This is a genomic window from Ruegeria sp. I3 (genome assembly GCF_056532525.1).
Genome location: NZ_JBQFNI010000001.1, coordinates 687,289 through 704,306, shown reverse-complemented (window position 1 = coordinate 704,306; position 17,018 = coordinate 687,289). Strand labels below are relative to the sequence as shown.

Annotated in this window: 17 protein-coding genes and 2 tRNA genes; 10 read left to right on the top strand and 9 right to left on the bottom strand. The window is 57.9% G+C overall.

Going from position 1 to position 17,018, the window contains the following annotated elements; translation table 11 throughout:
* Positions 1-22: 22 nt before the first annotated feature.
* From ACR0L9_RS03660 to mraZ, 4 genes are read right to left on the bottom strand one after another with little or no spacing between them, the layout of a single operon-like run.
* Positions 23-1,810: a peptidoglycan D,D-transpeptidase FtsI family protein gene (locus ACR0L9_RS03660; protein WP_170392055.1), complete on the bottom strand. Its 1,788-nt coding sequence runs from the start codon at positions 1,808-1,810 to the stop codon at positions 23-25.
* Positions 1,807-2,175 (bottom strand): cell division protein FtsL, encoded by a 369-nt coding sequence (ftsL, locus tag ACR0L9_RS03655; protein ID WP_170392057.1) that lies wholly within the window; start codon positions 2,173-2,175, stop codon positions 1,807-1,809. The genes ACR0L9_RS03660 and ftsL overlap by 4 nt, the downstream gene beginning before the upstream one ends.
* Positions 2,172-3,164 (bottom strand): 16S rRNA (cytosine(1402)-N(4))-methyltransferase RsmH, encoded by a 993-nt coding sequence (rsmH, locus tag ACR0L9_RS03650; RefSeq protein ID WP_480894925.1) that lies wholly within the window; start codon positions 3,162-3,164, stop codon positions 2,172-2,174. The genes ftsL and rsmH overlap by 4 nt, the downstream gene beginning before the upstream one ends.
* Before the next feature lie 4 nt (positions 3,165-3,168).
* Entirely contained in the window at positions 3,169-3,636 is a 468-nt protein-coding gene (mraZ, locus tag ACR0L9_RS03645; protein WP_480894816.1) for a division/cell wall cluster transcriptional repressor MraZ, read from the bottom strand.
* A 936-nt stretch (positions 3,637-4,572) separates the two neighbouring features.
* Here mraZ and ACR0L9_RS03640 point away from each other — a divergent pair.
* Both ACR0L9_RS03640 and ACR0L9_RS03635 read left to right on the top strand, forming a co-directional pair.
* Positions 4,573-4,797 carry a DUF1127 domain-containing protein gene (locus tag ACR0L9_RS03640; RefSeq protein ID WP_170392061.1) on the top strand — a complete coding sequence of 75 codons (225 nt, stop codon included), beginning with the start codon at positions 4,573-4,575 and terminating at the stop codon, positions 4,795-4,797.
* Between the two features lie 374 nt (positions 4,798-5,171).
* The gene (locus ACR0L9_RS03635; protein WP_170512277.1) at positions 5,172-5,462 is read left to right on the top strand and encodes a DUF1330 domain-containing protein; all 291 of its coding nucleotides are present in this window, start codon (positions 5,172-5,174) and stop codon (positions 5,460-5,462) included.
* 3 nt (positions 5,463-5,465) lie between these two features.
* Here ACR0L9_RS03635 and ACR0L9_RS03630 read toward each other — a convergent pair whose 3' ends face one another.
* Positions 5,466-7,964: an ATP-dependent helicase gene (locus ACR0L9_RS03630; protein ID WP_480894814.1), complete on the bottom strand. Its 2,499-nt coding sequence runs from the start codon at positions 7,962-7,964 to the stop codon at positions 5,466-5,468.
* Between the two features lie 293 nt (positions 7,965-8,257).
* Here ACR0L9_RS03630 and ACR0L9_RS03625 point away from each other — a divergent pair, with 293 nt between their 5' ends.
* Both ACR0L9_RS03625 and ACR0L9_RS03620 read left to right on the top strand, forming a co-directional pair.
* On the top strand, positions 8,258-11,695 hold the full coding sequence (locus ACR0L9_RS03625) for a pyruvate carboxylase (RefSeq protein WP_480894812.1): 3,438 nt from the start codon (positions 8,258-8,260) through the stop codon (positions 11,693-11,695).
* 71 nt (positions 11,696-11,766) lie between these two features.
* Complete coding sequence (locus ACR0L9_RS03620; protein WP_480894810.1) at positions 11,767-12,150, top strand: MAPEG family protein; 384 nt, start codon at positions 11,767-11,769, stop codon at positions 12,148-12,150.
* A 9-nt stretch (positions 12,151-12,159) separates the two neighbouring features.
* On the opposite strand, the gene ACR0L9_RS03615 is transcribed toward ACR0L9_RS03620, so the two are convergent.
* Positions 12,160-12,312: a hypothetical protein gene (locus ACR0L9_RS03615; RefSeq protein WP_170609401.1), complete on the bottom strand. Its 153-nt coding sequence runs from the start codon at positions 12,310-12,312 to the stop codon at positions 12,160-12,162.
* Between the two features lie 148 nt (positions 12,313-12,460).
* On the opposite strand from ACR0L9_RS03615, the gene ACR0L9_RS03610 reads away from it, so the two are divergent.
* The 3 genes from ACR0L9_RS03610 (at position 12,461) to ACR0L9_RS03600 (ending at position 13,595) form a co-directional block, all read left to right on the top strand.
* Positions 12,461-12,535: transfer RNA gene (locus tag ACR0L9_RS03610), tRNA-Gly, on the top strand.
* 33 nt (positions 12,536-12,568) lie between these two features.
* Positions 12,569-12,643: transfer RNA gene (locus ACR0L9_RS03605), tRNA-Gly, on the top strand.
* An 85-nt stretch (positions 12,644-12,728) separates the two neighbouring features.
* Positions 12,729-13,595, top strand: coding sequence for a GNAT family N-acetyltransferase (locus tag ACR0L9_RS03600; protein ID WP_170512318.1), 867 nt, complete (start codon positions 12,729-12,731; stop codon positions 13,593-13,595).
* Here the strand turns inward: ACR0L9_RS03600 and ACR0L9_RS03595 are convergent.
* Positions 13,592-13,831, bottom strand: coding sequence for an Lrp/AsnC family transcriptional regulator (locus ACR0L9_RS03595; RefSeq protein ID WP_170325761.1), 240 nt, complete (start codon positions 13,829-13,831; stop codon positions 13,592-13,594). The two genes, ACR0L9_RS03600 and ACR0L9_RS03595, sit on opposite strands and share 4 nt — an antisense overlap.
* Before the next feature lie 153 nt (positions 13,832-13,984).
* On the opposite strand from ACR0L9_RS03595, the gene hisB reads away from it, so the two are divergent.
* Both hisB and hisH read left to right on the top strand, forming a co-directional pair.
* Positions 13,985-14,572 carry an imidazoleglycerol-phosphate dehydratase HisB gene (hisB, locus tag ACR0L9_RS03590; RefSeq protein WP_480894808.1) on the top strand — a complete coding sequence of 196 codons (588 nt, stop codon included), beginning with the start codon at positions 13,985-13,987 and terminating at the stop codon, positions 14,570-14,572.
* Positions 14,573-15,211 carry an imidazole glycerol phosphate synthase subunit HisH gene (gene hisH, locus ACR0L9_RS03585; protein WP_480894806.1) on the top strand — a complete coding sequence of 213 codons (639 nt, stop codon included), beginning with the start codon at positions 14,573-14,575 and terminating at the stop codon, positions 15,209-15,211.
* Between the two features lie 3 nt (positions 15,212-15,214).
* On the opposite strand, the gene ACR0L9_RS03580 is transcribed toward hisH, so the two are convergent.
* Complete coding sequence (locus ACR0L9_RS03580) at positions 15,215-15,616, bottom strand: DUF2147 domain-containing protein (protein ID WP_170392077.1); 402 nt, start codon at positions 15,614-15,616, stop codon at positions 15,215-15,217.
* A 134-nt stretch (positions 15,617-15,750) separates the two neighbouring features.
* On the opposite strand from ACR0L9_RS03580, the gene hisA reads away from it, so the two are divergent.
* Complete coding sequence (gene hisA / locus ACR0L9_RS03575; RefSeq protein ID WP_170420802.1) at positions 15,751-16,470, top strand: 1-(5-phosphoribosyl)-5-[(5-phosphoribosylamino)methylideneamino]imidazole-4-carboxamide isomerase; 720 nt, start codon at positions 15,751-15,753, stop codon at positions 16,468-16,470.
* Position 16,471: 1 nt separating this feature from the next.
* Here hisA and ACR0L9_RS03570 read toward each other — a convergent pair whose 3' ends face one another.
* Positions 16,472-16,918, bottom strand: coding sequence for a DUF302 domain-containing protein (locus tag ACR0L9_RS03570; protein ID WP_480439179.1), 447 nt, complete (start codon positions 16,916-16,918; stop codon positions 16,472-16,474).
* Between the last annotated feature and the right edge of the window lie 100 nt (positions 16,919-17,018).

The window sequence follows — 17,018 nt, the reverse complement described above, 5'->3', positions numbered from 1 at the left end:
GACCCACCTTTCGCTGGACAGCCTAATTTGAGGTCAGCGTTATAGCAGCGCGCGCCTCAGGCTCAAGCCGGGGTCTGAGACCCAATAGCGGCGCCACCCGTCCAATCAGTTCGGCAGCAACGGGAACGGCAGTCCAACCCGCCGTGCGGCGCTTTTCGCCATAGGCTACGATGGACGGTTCATCCAGCGTGACGATTAGCACATATTTCGGATCATAAGCCGGGAAGATGGTGGCGAAGGTGGCAATCACCTTGTCCTCATAGTACCCGCCACGCGGCTTGGGTTTATCGGCAGTACCGGTTTTTCCCGCCACGTCGTACCCTTTGACATCACCAAAGCTGGCGGTGCCATCCGTGACCACTTTGCGTAGCATATTTTGCGCCTGCTTGGCGGTGTTTTCGGACATCACGCGAGGGCCGTATTGCGGGCCATTGCGGCGCAGGATCGTGGGGCTGACATAGTACCCGCCATTGGCAATCGCTGCGTAACCAGCGGCCAGATGCATGGGGCTGGTCGAAAGGCCGTGGCCATAAGAAATCGTCACGGTGCTCAACTCGCCCCATTTCTTGGGCTTGAGCGGTTGCCCGCCCTTGGCCTCGACAATCTCGAATGGGGTTGGGTCGAACATGCCTAGCGCGTTCAGAAAATCCTGTTGCCGGTCGGCCCCGATTTGCAAGGCCAGCCGCCCGGTGCCTCGGTTCGAGCTGTACTTGATTACATCCGAGACACTGATCTCACCATAATTCTTGCCGTTAAACTCGCCGATCGGGAAGCGCCCGATTTTCATTGGGCCGGAAGTGTCAATGATGGTGTTGGAGTTCACCAGACCTAGCTGCACCGCCTGCGCGGCGGTGAAGATTTTGAACACCGAACCCAGCTCATAGACACCCTGTACGTAGCGATTGAACAGCGGGCTGTCCGAGGGATCGAAGCCTGAGGTCGGCGGGCGAGGACGGTCATTGGGGTCAAAAGACGGCAACGACGCGGCCGAGACGACCTCGCCCGTATGGGCGTTCATCAGAACCGCAGAGGCTCCTTTGGCGTTCATGATCTTCATGCCGCCATAAAGCACTTGTTCTACCGCCGCTTGAACGGTCAGATCCAGCGACAGTTGCAGCGGCTTGTTGCCGTTGGCCGGGTCGCGCAGATAGCCGTCGAACTGTTTTTCGACGCCAGCTACGCCGATCACCTCAGCTGCGCTGACACCTTCGCGGCCAAAGCCCGAGCCGCCCAGAATATGCGCCGCGAGTCTGCCATTGGGATATAGCCGCATTTCGCGCGGGCCGAACAGGATGCCGGGATCTCCGATGTCATGCACCGCCTGCTTCTGCTCGGGCGAGATGCGCTTCTTGATCCACAGGAATTTTCGCTTACCGGTGAAGTCTTTGACCAAACGCTCTTTTTCCAGATCAGGGAAAATAGCGACCAGTTGCTCGGCTGCGGCGATCGGGTCAATCATCAACGGAGGCTGCGCATAGACAGAATAGGTGTCCAGATTGGTCGCCAGAATACGGCCTTCGCGATCCACGATATTGGCGCGTTGCATGGCGATGGAGGCCCCCGGCGCACTTGCCAATGGTTCTTGCGCCTCGGATGTCGCCAGAACGCCCATACGAAAGCCTACGACCGAAAAGGCGCAAAAGAAGAAAAGACCCAACACCAACAGGCGGCCCTCGGCGCGCGCGCGGGCGCGGTCTTTCATGTCTTCGTGGCGTTTGCGGATGTTCTCTCTCTCAATCGCCTTGGGGTTTTCACCCTTTGCACGGGCGTCGAGGATACGGGCCAGAGGGCGAAGTGGTGTACGGGTCATGGAACCTGCACCTCGATCAGTGCCTGAATGTCAGTGACGTCCTGTATTTCAAGCGGGTCGACGATGGGCAGATCCGGGTCCTCGCCATAGGAAATCTGATCGGCGCGACCAAACTGCTCAGCCCGCAGAGGCAGCAAGCTGAGACGTTCGAAATTCAAGTCCGCCAGCTCACGCAAACGATCAGGCCGGTTTAGATAGGCCCATTCGGCATTCAGCACGGCGAGTCGCGCCTGCGCCATACCGATCTGGCCTTGCAGCGACTGCGTTTCCTTCAGCACCTGCTGCGTGCGGTAGTTCTCTTGATAAGCCCAAAGCGCCAACCCGAACACGGACAGTGCAGTCAACACATACAGAATACTCTTCATCTTGCCCTTCCCCCCAATTGCGGCATGCCGATGGCCCGGGCCTCAATTTTCCCTGCCGGGGCATCCGTTCTTATCGCGACACGCAATTTTGCAGAGCGTGCACGTGGGTTTTCTTCAAGTTCCTGCTCATCCGGCCCAACGGCCTTGCGGGTCTTGAGTGTGAATTGCGGCTTCTCCTGCTCCATCTCAGGCGCATAACGGTTGGCGCGTCCGGTTTTGCCCGCGCGCGATTGGAAGAACCGCTTCACCATCCGGTCCTCTATGGAATGGAAAGTCACAACGGCCAGTTGACCGCCCGGCTTCAATGCGCGCTCGGCGGCCATAAGCCCCTGAAACAGTTCTTCGTATTCTGCGTTCACCGCGATCCGTAGCCCCTGAAAACTGCGCGTCGCCGGGTGCGATTGGCCCGGTTTGGGGCGCGGCAGGCAGGATTCGATAATCTCGACCAGCCGCAGAGTTGCTGTGATCGGTTCTTCGGCCCGCGCCTTGACGATGGCCTTTGCTATTCGACGACTGGCGCGTTCCTCACCGAAATGGAACAGGATGTCGGCCAATTGCGTCTCGGTTGCCGTATTCACCAGATCAGCTGCGCTTTCACCGTCCTGGCTCATCCGCATGTCCAACGGACCGTCTTTCATGAAGGAAAAACCGCGTTCAGCCTGATCCAACTGCATGGATGAGACACCAAGATCCAGCACCACGCCGTCCAGATCCTGCGCATATTCATCCATGCGAGAGAACACGCCCTGCTGCATCACCAACCGATCACCGTATTCCCCAGCCCAGTTAGCGGCCATTTCAAATGCCAGTGGGTCGCGATCGACGCCAATGACTTTCTCGGCCCCGGCCTCCAGCAACGCACGAGTATAGCCGCCTGCGCCGAATGTGCCGTCCAGCCAGGCACCGGATACCGGCGCCACGGCGGCCAACAACGGGCGCAGAAGAACGGGGATATGAGGTTTGTCCGATGAGGTCTGAGCGCCGGCCATGCCGTCACCCATCCCCGATGCCATCGAGATACTGCATCGGATCGAAATCATCCGGCAGATCGTCAAGCCATTCCTCGGTCGTGGCCAGTTCTTCGGCCTCGTATGTCTCGGGCTTCCAGATCTGGAAGGTATCACCGGCAGCGATAAAGAACGCCTCGTTTTCAAGGTCGATCTTGCTGCGCAGCTTTGCGGGCAGCACCAAACGACCCGTTTCGTCCACATTGGTCGGGAAGGACTGACCATGGAACATCCGCTGTAGCATCCGACGCTGCATCGAGCCACGTGGCAGCGCATCGATCTTGGCATCCACCTCGTCGATCGCTTCCATGGTGTAACATTCAAGGTATTTGCGGCGGTGGTCGCCATAGACAATCACGAGTTCAGGATTGTCACCGGGTTGCCAGCTGGGGTCCGAGGCCTCAAGCACACGACGAAACGAGGCCGGGATCGAGACCCTGCCCTTCGTATCCACCTTATGCTGGCTTTCGCCTCTAAACCTGCGCGCCAAGACGACTGTCCCTTTCGCTTGCGCCCCACCTCAAAATTCACGTTCCCCCCGGAAGTAAAACGGCGGGTTGATCTGCTGCCACTGATCAACCCGCCGCATTGACCCGCTTTGCGGGATGTCCAGCTGCGCGCGCCACCTGGGGGGATGTCTGCTCGCCCGCGCGCCGGATCTGTTAAGTGATGAAAGCGAGATGCCTGTATGAAACCTGTTTTTGTATTTTTGGTTCGGGGTCGTTTGGTGCCCCTCAACTGTCCTCGCCCTCATCGGGTACACAAGGGATGCCATGGGAATTCATGGAAATCAATAGGAAATTTACATATGGAGGCCTGATGCAGGCTTCAGATCAAGACTAATACAATCGAAACTTGGATCAGATATGCCACAAATTGTGCCCACGATGCTCAATAACACTAAATATGCAAGAATTGACGCCTAAATTATTCCTCCCATGAATTCCCAATAACTTTCAGAATTATGGATTATTTGGCGCAGACACTCATGAATGACAGCCGAAGAGGACGAATCGCGGTCCCTTTACAGGGCCTTTCCCATAGTCGCCCCATGCTTTCCCATAGCACCATCACCCCAGGCGCCGGACCTGCGGTGAGAAGATTTGCCCCTCTTGAGTTGACACAACATGCCCAAACAAACGCCAATTCCGCTCAATAGATGAGCGGTCACCATCACAGGGTCTGGACACACGAAACGTCAACCACACGCGAAAACCAGTATTTTAAAGGCAATTATTGGGGCGTACCGGATTATCCTGCCAATCCATGCATTTGCTGCATAGCAGCATTGACGACGCGAACTATTGTGCAATCGCAGCATTTGCCTATCTTCAGTCTCAAGCAAACGCCGGACGATGCCGGCAACAGTAAGAATGAACGGATCATGAAGATGGCAGTCGCAAGCACACAAACAGCTCTGAAAGGCACACCGGCAAATGGAATCTCAACGCTGGTTGAGACCGTGAAAACCCGGGTTGCTCGTTATCGCCTGTACCGTCAGACAGTCAACGAATTGTCGGGACTGTCAGATCGGGAATTGGCTGATCTGGGCTTGCACCGCTCGATGATCCGCCGGCTGGCCCAACAGGCCACCGAAGAGCAGATCGCGCGGTAAGCGCAACAAGAACACCGAGTTCAGGTCCGTCCTCCTCCCTTTCGGACCTGTATTTCAGCGGCAGCGTCTCTCCTCCTCCCTGACGTTGCCGCACCTAATACCGGCCCTGACCGCCGGAACCTGATACATCGGGGCTCTCCTCCTCCCTGCCTCGATGTTGAAAGCGCGCGGCGACGTCTTCCTCCTCCCTGACGTCGCCGCGTCTTCCTCATACCGGGATCAAACCCGGGTTCGGATACATCGGGGCTTCCTCCTCCCTGCCCTGATGTAGAAAAGAACGGCGGTTCCCCTCCTCCTCCCTGGGGACCGCCGTTTTTCGTTTTTTGCGCACAAGATGTAGGCTGGGGTCGTGAACGCTTTGTCAGGAGTCTCCCATGGCCGCTTATTTCATCGCCCAGATTTCCATTCATGACCCGGTTGGGTACCAGAAATACCTCGAAGGATTCATGCCGATCTTTGACCGACATGGCGGAAGGCTTCTGACCGTATCCTCAAAACCTGTTGAAGTGATCGAAGGCAGTTGGGAAGAAGATGGGATCGTCCTGATGGAGTTTCCGGATATGGCTGCCGCAAACGCGTGGAAGGACGATCCGGACTATGTCGAATTGGCCAAGATCAGGCAAAAAACGGCGACGGCGAATCTTGTGCTGGTCGAAGGGTTGTAAGCTTCAGAACGGCACGTCATCCTTGTTGGTCAGAAAGCGCGAGACCACTTTCTTCACCCCTGCCTTGTCGAAATCGACCTCGACTTTATCACCTTCGATGCCGATCACTGCGCCATAGCCGAATTTCTGGTGAAACACACGCTCGCCCAGCGTAAAGCTGGCCACGGCGGTCGCATCAATCACAGTATTCCGGCTTTCTTTTGGCTGTGACATGCCATATTGCCCCTGCCGCGCCTGCATCCGCTTCCAGCCCGGAGAGTTATAGACATTCGCCTCGGCTGCGCGGGTTTCGATCCCGGCTGCCTGCTGACCACCCCCATAGAGCCCCGGAGGTGTCAGCACTTCCACATGATCTTCGGGCAACTCATCAATGAACCGGGACGGCATCGAATTCTGCCATTGTCCGAACACCCGTCGGTTGGCTGCAAAGGAAATCGTACAGACTTCTTCTGCACGGGTAATACCGACATAGGCCAGCCTTCGTTCTTCTTCGAGGCCTTTGAGACCGGATTCGTCCATCGAACGCTGAGAGGGGAACAATCCATCCTCCCACCCCGGAAGGAAAACCGCGGGAAACTCCAGCCCCTTGGCCGCGTGCAGCGTCATGATCGAGACTTTGGCCCCGTCGCTGTCCTGCTCGTTATCCATCACCAGACTGACATGCTCCAGAAACCCTTGCAGGTTTTCGAAATTGTCCAGCTGATTGACCAGTTCTTTTAGGTTTTCCAGCCGCCCCGGCGCCTCGGGCGTCTTTTCGTTCTGCCAATGCGCGGTATAGCCGGATTCGTCCAAGACGATCTGCGCCAGCTCGATATGCGAATGCTCGGGCGCGCCGTATCGGATCGGTGAAACACCGTCATCAATCACCGTATCATCGTCCACCTCGATCCGAGGCCCGCGCGTCATTGCATTCCACCGCGCCAACCCGTCGATCAGTTCGCGCAGCGCCTTGCCACCCTTGCCCTTGATCAGGCCGTTATCGACCGCAATCCGCGCGCCTTCGACCAGAGACACTCCGTTCTCGCGCGCCACCACCTGAATCGTCTGCTGCGCCTTGTCGCCGAGGCCGCGTTTGGGTGTGTTCACGATCCGCTCGAAGGCCAGATCATCCTCGGGGCTGACCACCAGCCGGAAATAGGCCATGGCATCACGGATCTCCATCCGCTCGTAGAATCGCGGCCCTCCGATCACTTTGTAGGGCAGACCAATGGTCAAAAACCGATCCTCAAACGCCCGCATCTGGTGCGAAGCGCGTACGAGGATCGCGATCTCATCAAGGTTCATCGGCCGCACACCGCGCGTGCCACCTTGCATCGCGTCGATCTCTTCCCCGATCCAACGCGCTTCTTCCTCGCCATCCCAATGGCCGATCAGACGGACCTTTTCACCCTCTTCGCGGTCGGTCCAAAGTTCTTTGCCCAAGCGGCTTTCATTGCCACGAATGACGTTGGACGCAGCGGCCAGAATATGCGGGGTCGAGCGGTAGTTCTGTTCCAGCCGGACCACGAAGGCGCCAGGGAAGTCCTTTTCGAACCGCAGAATGTTGCCCACCTCGGCCCCGCGCCAGCCATAGATCGACTGATCGTCATCGCCGACGCAACAGATGTTCTTGTGGCCCCCTGCAAGCAGACGAAGCCAGAGATATTGGGCGACGTTGGTATCCTGATACTCGTCCACAAGGATGTAACGGAACCAACGCTGGTATTGCTCCAGCACGTCCGGGTGGGTTTGGAAAATCGTGACCATGTGCAGCAACAGGTCGCCGAAATCCACCGCATTCAGCTCGCGTAGGCGAGTCTGGTATCTGTGGTAGAGCTCTGAGCCGGAAATGACATGGCGAGCTATCGCTCCACTTTCAGGATTTCGATGCTTGAACTCGTATGTCTTATCCGCTGATGCTACCTGCTCCTCGGTAAACAAGCGTTCGCACCATAGTTCAACGTCCGCAGATGCTGGAACCTTGTCTGGAGTCCATGCTTGGTTTTTCCAACCGTCCACGACCCCAGCAAACCATCGCGGCGGATGACGTTTCTCATCAACACTAGCCAACTCCATAGCCTGTTTCAGCAGGCGTTTCTGATCATCGGTATCCAGAATGGTGAAGTTAGACTTCAACCCCACCAGTTCCGCATGGCGCCGCAGCAGCTTGGCACTGATTGAGTGAAAGGTTCCCATCCACTTTACCGGATCTTTCAATAGATAGGGATCATCACGCAATCGATCCTGCATCTCGCGAGCCGCCTTGTTGGTGAAAGTAACTGCAAGAATTTGATCAGCACTGGCTTTTCGCTTCGCCACAAGATGAGTCAAGCGCGACATCAGCGCTCTAGTTTTACCGGTTCCGGCACCAGCCAGCATCAGCACTGGTCCGTCCAATTGCTCTACCGCCTCTAGTTGGCTAGGGTTGAGAACCTTCAAGTAGTCCCCAAACGACGGCATAGCCATAGCCCGCGCCGACAGCGATGCGCCTTCGAAGGCGTCCATTTCGTCAAAACTGCTCATGCCGGTAAACTACGCCGGATGGGCGCGGAGGGAAAGGGTTTGTTCACGGCTTGTTCGCTCAAATCAAATAGAATCATCCCTCCAAAGGGCGCAGCGAGGATATTCGGAGAAACGGGCATTATTTGCTCTTTCCCACGGGGGATTGATGCCGCAATGCAGCATGTGCAATAAGTTTGCGCAAAAGGGCGGCGTTTGCGAGCGCTAACATGCCGGTTCTACCCAGAACTACATATGTACGTGGCCGTATTGTCCGCCTATGCACAAGGCCACAGCCATTAAGACCGGGACCTGAAATGACAGACTTCAAGAAAATCCTGATTGCCAATCGCGGCGAGATTGCCATCCGTGTGATGCGGGCAGCCAACGAGATGGGCAAGCGCACCGTCGCGGTCTTCGCCGAGGAGGACAAGTTGGGCCTGCACCGGTTCAAGGCGGATGAGGCCTATCGCATTGGCGCAGATCTGGGACCGGTTGCGGCGTATCTGTCGATTGACGAGATCATCCGGGTGGCCAAAGAAAGCGGCGCAGATGCGATCCACCCTGGTTACGGTTTGCTGTCCGAAAACCCGGATTTCGTGGATGCCTGCGTTCAAAACGGCATCACCTTCATCGGCCCCAAGGCCGAGACCATGCGCGCGCTTGGCGACAAGGCTAGCGCCCGGAAAGTGGCGATTGCCGCCGACGTTCCGGTTATCCCGGCGACCGAGGTGTTGGGCGACGACATGGCAGCCATCAAGGCCGAGGCAGCCGAGATCGGCTATCCGCTGATGCTGAAAGCGTCTTGGGGCGGTGGCGGACGCGGGATGCGCCCGATCCTGTCCGAGGATGAGCTGGAAGAGAAAGTGCTGGAAGGCCGCCGCGAAGCCGAGGCCGCCTTTGGCAACGGTGAGGGCTATCTGGAAAAGATGATCACCCGTGCCCGCCATGTTGAGGTACAGATTCTCGGCGATAAGCACGGTGAGATCTACCACCTCTATGAGCGCGATTGTTCGGTCCAGCGCCGCAACCAGAAGGTCGTGGAACGCGCGCCTGCCCCGTACCTGACCGAAGAACAGCGCGCCGAAATCTGCGAGCTGGGCCGCCGTATCTGCGCCCATGTGAACTATGAATGCGCGGGCACCGTCGAGTTCCTGATGGATATGAACACCGGCAAGTTCTACTTCATCGAAGTGAACCCGCGCGTGCAGGTGGAACACACTGTCACCGAGGAAGTCACCGGCATCGACATCGTGCAGGCTCAGATCCTGATCGCCGAGGGCAAGACCCTGACCGAGGCCACCGGCAAGGCCACGCAGTCCGACATTCGCCTGAACGGCCACGCGCTGCAGACCCGCGTGACCACCGAGGACCCACTAAACAACTTCATCCCCGACTATGGCCGCATCACCGCCTATCGCTCGGCCACCGGCATGGGCATCCGTCTGGATGGCGGCACCGCTTATGCAGGCGGTGTGATCACGCGGTATTACGATTCGCTGCTGACCAAGGTGACCGCTTGGGCCCCAACGCCAGAAAAGGCGATTGCGCGGATGGACCGTGCGCTGCGGGAATTCCGTGTGCGCGGTGTTTCCACCAACATCGCATTTGTCGAAAACCTGCTAAAGCACCCGACTTTCCTGTCGAATGAATACACCACCAAGTTCATCGATGAGACACCGGACCTGTTCCAGTTCAAGAAGCGCCGCGACCGGGGCACCAAGGTTCTGAACTATATCGCCGACATCACTGTGAACGGGCATCCCGAAACCAAGGACCGCCCGATGCCGCGCCCCGACCTGAAAGAGGCCAGGCCCCCCGCGCCCAAGGCCGAACCGCAGATGGGCACCCGCAACCTGCTGGAGCAAAAAGGCCCGCAGGCGGTTGCTGACTGGATGAAGGCGCAGCGTCAACTGCTGATCACCGACACCACCATGCGCGACGGGCACCAGTCGCTGCTGGCAACCCGGATGCGCTCGATCGATATGATCAAAGTAGCACCCAGCTATGCTGCGAACTTGCCGCAGCTATTCAGCGTCGAATGCTGGGGCGGTGCAACCTTCGATGTCGCCTATCGCTTCCTGCAGGAATGCCCTTGGCAGCGCCTGCGTGATCTGCGTGAGGCGATGCCGAACCTGATGACCCAGATGCTGCTGCGCGGGGCGAACGGGGTTGGCTATACCAACTATCCCGATAACGTGGTGCAGGAGTTTGTGCGTCAGGCGGCCAAGGGTGTCGACGTGTTCCGAGTGTTCGATTCGCTGAACTGGGTCGAGAACATGCGCGTCGCCATGGATGCGGTGATCGAGAACAACAAGATCTGTGAAGGCACCGTTTGCTATACCGGCGATATTCTGGACCCGGACCGCGCTAAGTATGACCTCAAATACTATGTCGGCATGGCCAAGGAACTGCGTGACGCGGGCGCACATGTGCTGGGCCTGAAGGATATGGCGGGGCTTCTGAAACCGGCCTCCGCCAAGATCCTGATCCGGGCGCTGAAGGAAGAGGTCGGGCTGCCGATCCATTTCCACACGCACGACACCGCAGGCATCGCCAGTGCTACCATTCTGGCCGCCTCCGAGGCCGGTGTGGACGCGGTGGATTGCGCGATGGACAGTTTCAGCGGCAACACCTCTCAGGCAACGCTCGGCACCGTGGTCGAGGCGTTGCGCCATACCGAGCGAGACACCGGGCTGGACATCAAGGCCATCCGTGAGATCAGCGACTATTTCGAGGCGGTGCGTGGCCAATACGCGGCCTTCGAGTCCAGCCTGCAGGCACCGGCCTCCGAGGTATATCTGCACGAAATGCCTGGTGGTCAGTTTACCAACCTCAAGGCACAGGCGCGTTCGCTTGGACTGGAAGAGCGCTGGCACGAGGTTGCTCAGATGTATGCGGACGTGAACCAGATGTTCGGCGATATCGTCAAGGTGACGCCGTCGTCCAAGGTGGTCGGTGACATGGCACTGATGATGGTCAGCCAGAACATGACCCGTGCGCAGGTCGAAGACCCTAACACTGATGTCGCCTTCCCCGACTCGGTGGTGGACATGATGCGCGGCAATCTGGGTCAGCCTCCGGGCGGGTTCCCCGATACAATCATCCAGAAGGTCCTGAAGGACGAGGCCCCCAACACCGAACGCCCCGGCAAGCATGTCGAAGCGGTCGATCTCGAGGCCACCCGCGCCGATTTGTCCAAACAGCTTGAGGGCAAAGAGATCGATGACGAGGACCTGAACGGATATCTGATGTATCCCAAGGTGTTCCTCGACTATATGGGCCGTCACCGCACCTATGGCCCGGTCCGTACCCTCCCCACGCGCACCTTCTTTTACGGCATGGAGCCGGGCGAGGAGATCACCGCCGAGATCGACCCAGGCAAGACGCTGGAGATTCGCTGTCAGGCCATCGGCGAGACGGACGAGAATGGCGAGGTTCGCGTGTTCTTCGAACTCAACGGTCAGCCCCGCGTGATCCGCGTGCCGAACCGTTTGGTGAAAGCATCAACCGCTCGGCGGCCAAAGGCCGAAGTTGGTAACCCCAACCATATCGGCGCGCCAATGCCGGGTGTCGTTGCAACTGTTGCCGCTGTCACAGGTCAAGAAGTCAAAGAAGGCGATCTGCTGCTGACCATCGAAGCGATGAAGATGGAAACAGGTATCCACGCCGAGCGCGACGCGGTGGTCAAGGCCGTTCACGTCCAGCCTGGAGGTCAAATCGACGCCAAGGATCTGCTGGTCGAACTGGAATAACCGGTTTAGCCTTCTAAGCTAATAAGGGCCGTTCGGGGAACCGGGCGGCCCTTTCAACATCAGGAGGCCGCATGCTGACCATCACCCCGATCTACGCCGCGTTGATCGCATTTCTGTACGTCGCACTCAGCGTGAATGTCATTCGGCAACGCCGGGCGGGCAAAATATCGGTCGGGGATCATGGCGACAAAGCCATGATCAAGGCAATGCGAACGCATGCGAACTGCGCAGAATACGCTCCCTTTGCTTTGCTGCTTATCGCCATGGTCGAACTGCAAGATGCTGGCGGCTGGCTTGTGAACCTGCTGGGGATGTTACTTTTGGCGGGCAGGCTTCTGCACGCTTATGGTTTTGGCAAGACCCCACAGATCATCATCCTGCGCCAGATCGGAATGGGTCTGACCTTCACTGCAATTCTGATTGCCGCGATCGCGAATCTCGCATTGGCTGTTTGAGCGCGCGATTTAGCCCGTCAAAACCTGCGTTTCGATCAAAGGAGCATGCGGGAGGCTAGGCTGCGCCTCTGCCAGTGTTTCATCGCTCTGACTGTAGATCACGGTGGTAAGAACAATCAGCGCCGCCAATGCCGCCATTTTAATGTCTGCAATATCTTTCATTTCCTCTGCCCAATCCCTTATTTCGTTCATTGCTATATCTCTTGAACACCGCAGCCCCGAATTTCCGTCGAAAGATTTTTGCCGTTTTTTGTGTTTTTCCGCTTGCAGCCTCGTGTGGGAATTTATACATCCCTCCTCACTCAACGGCGCGGGCGTAGCTCAGGGGTAGAGCATAACCTTGCCAAGGTTAGGGTCGGGCGTTCGAATCGCCTCGCCCGCTCCATTGAGAGGTCTACGGACCATATAAGTATCTGATGCGGGCGTAGCTCAGGGGTAGAGCATAACCTTGCCAAGGTTAGGGTCGGGCGTTCGAATCGCCTCGCCCGCTCCAGATACCAAACTCTCCGAACATGCTGGTTCTTTCGCGATTGCTACGGCATCTTTGCTGCACATGAAATTACGACGGAGATGCGGATATGCCCGATTACGTCATTCGCGCCTTAACAGCAGACGAACTTCAAACCGCTGTAGATTGGGCGGGACAGGAAGGCTGGAACCCCGGGCTGCACGACGCGGTCTGTTTTCGCAGTTCGGACCCCGAAGGATTCAAGGGCGGTTTCCTGGACGGCCAGATGATCGCGTCCGCATCCGCCGTGAACTACGATGATGCCTACGCATTTCTTGGCTTCTACATCGTGCGTCCCGAGTTTCGCGGCTCGGGATACGGATTGCAGGTCGCCGAAGCGGTCAAGGCACATTGCCAGGATCGTAACATGGGCATGGATGGTGTGGTCGAACAGCAGGACAACTATCGGAAATTCGGTTTTGAACTGGCGTATGACAATTATCGATTCGCGGGCACCGTCGGCGGCATCCTGGATGCCCTGGGTCGCGTGGAGGACACTCGGGTTCGTCCAATCAACGCACTAACCGATGATCTAAAGTCGTATGACCGAGGCCTGTTCCCCGCCGCGCGCGACACGTTCTTGCGCGGCTGGTTGGAGGCACCCAGCCACGTTTCGCGGGTGTTTGAGGAAAATGGGCGGATCAAAGGCTATGCAACGTTGCGGCGCTGCCTGAGCGGGTACAAGGTCGGGCCTCTGTTTGCCAACAATCCACAAATCGCGCAGGCGCTTTTGGTTTCCCTTCTGACGACGCTACCCGCCGATCAGGCAAAGGCCGAGGTATTCATCGACAAGCCTAATCCAAACGCACAAGCCATGGAATTGGCCAAACAGTTGGGGCTGACCAAGGTATTTGAAACGGGGCGCATGTATTCCAGTCACGCGCCAGACATCGACCTTGACCGGATATATGGCATCACGACGTTTGAACTGGGCTAGAACGCCTTGAACGTCATCGTGGTCAGCGAGCGTTCGATATTGGGAATCACCAGCAGGTTTTCGTTGATGAAATGGCCCACATCCTCGGTTTCGGGGATGTAGAGCTTCAGCAGCAGGTCGTATTCGCCGCTTGTGGAATACAATTCGGAATGGATTTCACGCAGCGCGATCTCTTCGGCGACTTTGTAAGTGGTGCCGGGTTTACAACGGATCTGGATGAAAACGCAGGTGGACATGGGCCGGGCCTTGTTGGTTCGTGTTGCCCGCAGGCTGGCACGGGCCGCGCCCAGGTGCAATCCCCTGCAACAGTTTGCAGCGAAGGCTTAAAGCGGTCTGGATAGGCCGTTCATCCGCGTCTATAAGCGCCCTGTAGCAAAAGGAATTCGCCCATGCGCAGCGCTAAGATCAGTCGTCAGACCGCCGAGACCGAGATCTCGGTCGAGGTCAATCTGGACGGCACCGGCCAGTATGACAACCAGACCGGTGCCGGGTTCTTTGATCACATGCTGGACCAGTTGGCGCGGCATTCGCTGATCGACATGACGATCCGGGCCAAGGGCGATTATCACATCGACGACCACCACACGGTCGAGGATACTGGCATCGCGCTGGGTCAGGCGCTGACGCAGGCGCTAGGGGACAAGAAGGGTATTCGTCGCTATGGCGAGTGCCATCTGCCCATGGATGACGCACAGGTGCGTTGTGCGCTGGATCTCTCGAGCCGTCCGTTCTTGATCTGGAACGTGGATCTACCGACGCAAAAGATTGGCACATTCGACACCGAGCTGGTGCGCGAGTTCTTTCAGGCGCTCAGCACCCATGGCGGGATCACCCTGCATATCGATCAGTTGCATGGTTTCAACAGCCACCACATTGCCGAGGCCGCCTTCAAGGCCGTTGCCCGTGCTTTGCGCGATGCGGTCGAAACCGATCCGCGCAAGGCAGATGCGATTCCCTCGACTAAGGGCGCGCTGTAGATGCTGACAGCCATCATTGACTACGAGAGCGGTAACCTGCACTCGGCGGAGAAGGCGTTTCAACGGATGGCCCGCGAACTGGATGCGGGCGAGGTCGTCGTGACATCGGATGCAGATGTTGTCGCGCGGGCTGATCGATTGGTTCTGCCCGGTGATGGCGCTTTCCCGGCATGCGCCGCCGAGTTGCGCGGCCACAAAGGCATCTATGACGCTATGGTAGAAGCCGTTGAGCAGAAAGGCCGCCCGTTTTTGGGCATCTGCGTCGGAATGCAGCTGATGGCGACCAAGGGCCATGAATACTCCGCGACCGATGGTCTGGGCTGGGTCGCAGGTGATGTTGTGAAGATCGAGCCCTCGGACAGCGCGCTCAAGGTGCCACATATGGGCTGGAACGATCTGATTCTGGAAAGCGACCATCCGGTCTTTGACGGGATAAAATCAGGCGATCACGCCTATTTTGTGCACTCCTACCACTTCCGGGTGATGGATCCGGCGCAACGGTTGGCCTATGTGGACTACGGGCAAGAGGTCACGGCCGTGATTGGCCGCGACACGATGGTTGGGATGCAGTTCCACCCTGAGAAAAGCCAGGACGTCGGCCTGCGTATGATCGGCAATTTCCTGACCTGGAAGCCCTGAGGTTTACTGCACCCGCGTCCAGACCTGCCCCCGGCAGACCAGACCACCCACGGCACACCCCTTGACGGTCAGCTTGTTCTGGCTGTCCAGTGTCATTTTCGAACTATAGGTTTTGTCGCGATCCGGGGCCCAGATTTTGCCGTCGTCATAGCTGCCGTCACCCTCGGGGATCATGTCCCAGATGATTTGCTTGCCAAGGTTTTCGTACTCCAGCTGTTGGTTGCCTTGGGCATCAAATGCGCTGTCGATAGTTCCGCAGATGGCGCTGCCACATTCCGAAATCGACACATGCAAATAGCCGCCCGTATCGCCCGGAGCGGTCTTCCACAGCCCGTCTACCGGATCGGCAGCAAAGGCGGTGGTGGCCATCGCAGCGAAGACCGCTGCAAGAGAATATGTCTTCATGGTTATCTCCCTGTCTTTCCGGTCAGTCTGACCTGCCGTTCGGCACCGGGCAAGAATGACTTAGCGTCGCGTTGCGCCCCTGCCCTGCCTGTGCGATATCCCGCGCGTGTAACAGTGATATAGGGCCGCCCGACATGATCCTCTACCCCGCCATCGATCTGAAAGACGGCAACGCCGTGCGCCTGCTGCGTGGTGAAATGGATAAGGCGACGGTCTTTAACGAAGACCCTGCTGCGCAGGCCCGCGCCTTTGTCGAGGCTGGTTGCGAGTGGCTGCATCTGGTTGATCTGAACGGTGCTTTTGCCGGGGAGCCTGTTAATGCGGCACCCGTTGAGGCAATTCTGAAAGCCTGTAACGTGCCCGCGCAGCTTGGCGGCGGCATCCGCGATATGGCCACGATCGAAACCTGGATCGAGAAAGGTCTGGCGCGGGTGATTCTGGGCACCGTTGCAGTCGAAAATCCTGATCTGGTGCGCGAAGCTGCCAAAGCCTTCCCGGGCAAGGTAGCCGTCGGTATAGATGCGCGAAACGGCATGGTTGCCACCAAGGGCTGGGCCGAAGAGACCGACGTACAGGTCACCGATCTGGCGCACAGTTTCGAGGACGCTGGCGTGGCAGCGATCATCTATACAGACATCAACCGCGACGGTGCGATGCAGGGTCCGAATATCGAAGCCACGGCGGCGCTCGCGCAGGCGGTTTCGATTCCGGTAATTGCCTCGGGCGGCGTCAGCTCACTGGACGACCTGATCGCCCTGCGTGATTGTGGCGTCGAGTTGAACGGCGCGATCTCTGGCCGCGCGCTATATGATGGCGCGATTGACCTAAAAGAGGCCATTCGCGCCCTGAACTGAGTTATTGAGCAGCTGCGGCGGTCAGTTTCGCCAAAGCGCCGCGCATCTTTTCGATGACGGGGGATTTCTCTACTTCGTCGAGCTCGTCCATCGTCTCTTTCGGATCTTCATAAGCCAGCCAGACCTGTCCGTTTGCGTCTTCGTAGGCCTGCACCTTCAGCGGCAAGAACAGCCCCGCGCGCGGGTCGATCTGCATGGCGGGAGTGCCCAGAGCCGGGTTACCGAAAATCAGCACCTGATTGGCCGGGATTGGCGTTCCGACCTTTTCCGCCCCCGCCGCGTGATCCACGCGGGCAAACACGGTGGCGCCCGCATTACCCACGGCGGCTTCCAGCGCGTCCAGCGCCTCGGCCACGGATTTGTTGGTTTCCACTTTGATGATGTCGTCAGCCATGGCGGACAGGGCGCCTCCGAATGTGAGAATTGAAGCCAAAAGAAGTTGTCGCATCTGGGTAATCCTTTTCATAAATTTCACCCCTAATTTCCATGGCTTCGCGACAGATCACAATCACAAGTCTGGCATCGGCGGGGCTTTGCCGGTACAGGTG

Coding starts and splice junctions, on each gene's coding strand:
- hisA (WP_170420802.1), top strand. CDS start 15,751: ATGATCCTCTACCCCGCCATCGATCTGAAAGACGGCAACGCCGTGCGC.
- ACR0L9_RS03615 (WP_170609401.1), bottom strand. CDS start 12,312: ATGAAAGATATTGCAGACATTAAAATGGCGGCATTGGCGGCGCTGATT.
- ACR0L9_RS03595 (WP_170325761.1), bottom strand. CDS start 13,831: ATGTCCACCTGCGTTTTCATCCAGATCCGTTGTAAACCCGGCACCACT.
- hisH (WP_480894806.1), top strand. CDS start 14,573: ATGCTGACAGCCATCATTGACTACGAGAGCGGTAACCTGCACTCGGCG.
- ACR0L9_RS03600 (WP_170512318.1), top strand. CDS start 12,729: ATGCCCGATTACGTCATTCGCGCCTTAACAGCAGACGAACTTCAAACC.
- ACR0L9_RS03620 (WP_480894810.1), top strand. CDS start 11,767: ATGCTGACCATCACCCCGATCTACGCCGCGTTGATCGCATTTCTGTAC.
- hisB (WP_480894808.1), top strand. CDS start 13,985: ATGCGCAGCGCTAAGATCAGTCGTCAGACCGCCGAGACCGAGATCTCG.
- ftsL (WP_170392057.1), bottom strand. CDS start 2,175: ATGAAGAGTATTCTGTATGTGTTGACTGCACTGTCCGTGTTCGGGTTG.
- ACR0L9_RS03625 (WP_480894812.1), top strand. CDS start 8,258: ATGACAGACTTCAAGAAAATCCTGATTGCCAATCGCGGCGAGATTGCC.
- ACR0L9_RS03660 (WP_170392055.1), bottom strand. CDS start 1,810: ATGACCCGTACACCACTTCGCCCTCTGGCCCGTATCCTCGACGCCCGT.
- rsmH (WP_480894925.1), bottom strand. CDS start 3,164: ATGGCCGGCGCTCAGACCTCATCGGACAAACCTCATATCCCCGTTCTT.
- ACR0L9_RS03640 (WP_170392061.1), top strand. CDS start 4,573: ATGGCAGTCGCAAGCACACAAACAGCTCTGAAAGGCACACCGGCAAAT.
- ACR0L9_RS03630 (WP_480894814.1), bottom strand. CDS start 7,964: ATGAGCAGTTTTGACGAAATGGACGCCTTCGAAGGCGCATCGCTGTCG.
- ACR0L9_RS03570 (WP_480439179.1), bottom strand. CDS start 16,918: ATGCGACAACTTCTTTTGGCTTCAATTCTCACATTCGGAGGCGCCCTG.
- ACR0L9_RS03635 (WP_170512277.1), top strand. CDS start 5,172: ATGGCCGCTTATTTCATCGCCCAGATTTCCATTCATGACCCGGTTGGG.
- ACR0L9_RS03580 (WP_170392077.1), bottom strand. CDS start 15,616: ATGAAGACATATTCTCTTGCAGCGGTCTTCGCTGCGATGGCCACCACC.